This is a genomic window from Bowmanella yangjiangensis (genome assembly GCF_017255015.1).
In the GTDB taxonomy this organism is placed as follows: Bacteria; Pseudomonadota; Gammaproteobacteria; order Enterobacterales; family Alteromonadaceae; genus Bowmanella; species Bowmanella yangjiangensis.
Genome location: NZ_JAFKCS010000175.1, coordinates 1 through 1670, shown reverse-complemented (window position 1 = coordinate 1670; position 1670 = coordinate 1). Strand labels below are relative to the sequence as shown.

Genomic DNA, 1670 nt, shown 5'->3' with positions numbered 1-1670 from the left:
GACAGCGGCTTCTGCTCGCGCTGGGCCTGCGCTCTGGCCGCGTCGAAGCGCTCGTCGAAGCCACGGCGGTTGAGAATGCTGGTCAGGCCGTCGATCAGGGCCATCTGACGCAGGTAGTCGCCTTGCAGTTTCAGGCGCAGGTGGTTGATCACGCGAGCGCGGACCACCAGCGCGTTGAAGGGCTTGCGGATGTAATCCACCGCGCCGAGCTCGAAGCCCGTGGCTTCATCGTCCTCATGGCTCTTGCCGGTGACGAAGATGATCGGGATCTCACTGGTTTCGGGGTTGGCCTTGAGGCGCCGACAGACTTCATAGCCGTCCATGCCGGGCATGACCACGTCGAGCAGGATCAGGTCAGGGTGCAGTTCACGGCTGATGGTCAGTGCCTGTTCGCCATGGGTGGCCATGAAGACATCGCACTCGGGACGAAACAGCTCGTGCAGAACCCGGATGTTGATTGGCTGGTCATCGACCACCAGCAGTTTTGGGCGTCCATGGAAAAACGGTTTCAGGCGCTCCAAATCAATCCCCTATGGCAGAGTGCTGTAAATCTTGAAGCAATCGCTTGGCTCGCTCGAAGTCAAGGGAGGTCACGGCCTGACGCAGCGCATCGAACAGGCTGTCGAGATGTTGCGGTGCATGGGCAGCGAGTGCCTGCACGGTCTCCAGCGCTGCAAGGTTGCCCGTATCAAGTTGTACCTTAAGCGCTTCCACCTCCTGCGTCCACAATCCAGTGGTCGTAGGCGGTGCAGGGCTGGCCGGCTCTGTGGGGATGGCGAACATCGCCTGCAGACGGGCGTGGCTCTCCTGCAGCGACTGCTTGAGCTCGCTCAGCCAGTCATCGTCGCCATAGGCGCTGTCCGGGGTCTGGGCGAAGCGCCGTTCCAGCTCGGCGAATCGGGCGGACAGCTCCATGGCGCCCATGGTGCCGGAAGTGCCCTTGAGGGTATGCAGGTCCTTGAGCATGGCCGGCAGGTCTCGTGCCTGCCGGTGCGCCTCCAGTTGCGTCAGCTGCTTGTTCAGTTCGTCCGGGAGCAGGACCAGCATCGAGCGCAGCAGGTTCAGGTTGCCGCCGAAGCGCTTGAGGATGGCTTCGGCACCTTCCACTTTGCCCGGCGGCTGCGGGTCGCTCGCTGCAGCGTCGTCGAGGCCGCACCAGGTGCGGATCACGGCGACCAGCTTTTCGATATCGATGGGCTTGCCCACATGGTCGTTCATCCCGGCCGCGAGGCAGGAGTCGCGGTCGCTGTTCGACGCGTTGGCGGTCATGGCGATGATGGGTTGCGTCGGCTGACCCGACTGCTGGCGGATGCGCCGTGTCGCTTCCAGCCCGTCGATATCGGGCATCTGGATGTCCATGAGAATGGCGTCGAATGGCGGTTCGCTGCCCAGCGCCAGTTCGACGCCCTGCAGACCACCTTCCGCCAGGCTGACCTCGGCACCTTCGCCGATCAGCAGTTCGCGCGCCACCTGACGGTTGAGGGCGTTGTCCTCGACCACCAGCAGGCGCAGGCCCTGCAGGCGCTGGCCCAGCTTGTAGCCCGGAACGGGCAGGGCGCGACTGTCGCCGTGACGTGCGCTGAGGATGCTGGCGATCAGCTGGCGTGGGGTCACCGGTTTGGTGAGGAAGCCGGCGAACGGGGCGTCGGCCTCGCTGTAGCGATCGGCCA

The 1670-nt window shown here is 64.3% G+C and carries 2 protein-coding genes; both read right to left on the bottom strand.

Annotated elements, in window-relative coordinates:
• On the bottom strand, window positions 1–521 hold a 521-nt coding region (locus J0A65_RS23070), incomplete at its 3' end, for a response regulator (protein WP_206596637.1).
• 1 nt (window position 522) lies between these two features.
• On the bottom strand, window positions 523–1670 hold a 1148-nt coding region (locus J0A65_RS23065; protein WP_206596636.1), incomplete at its 5' end, for a response regulator.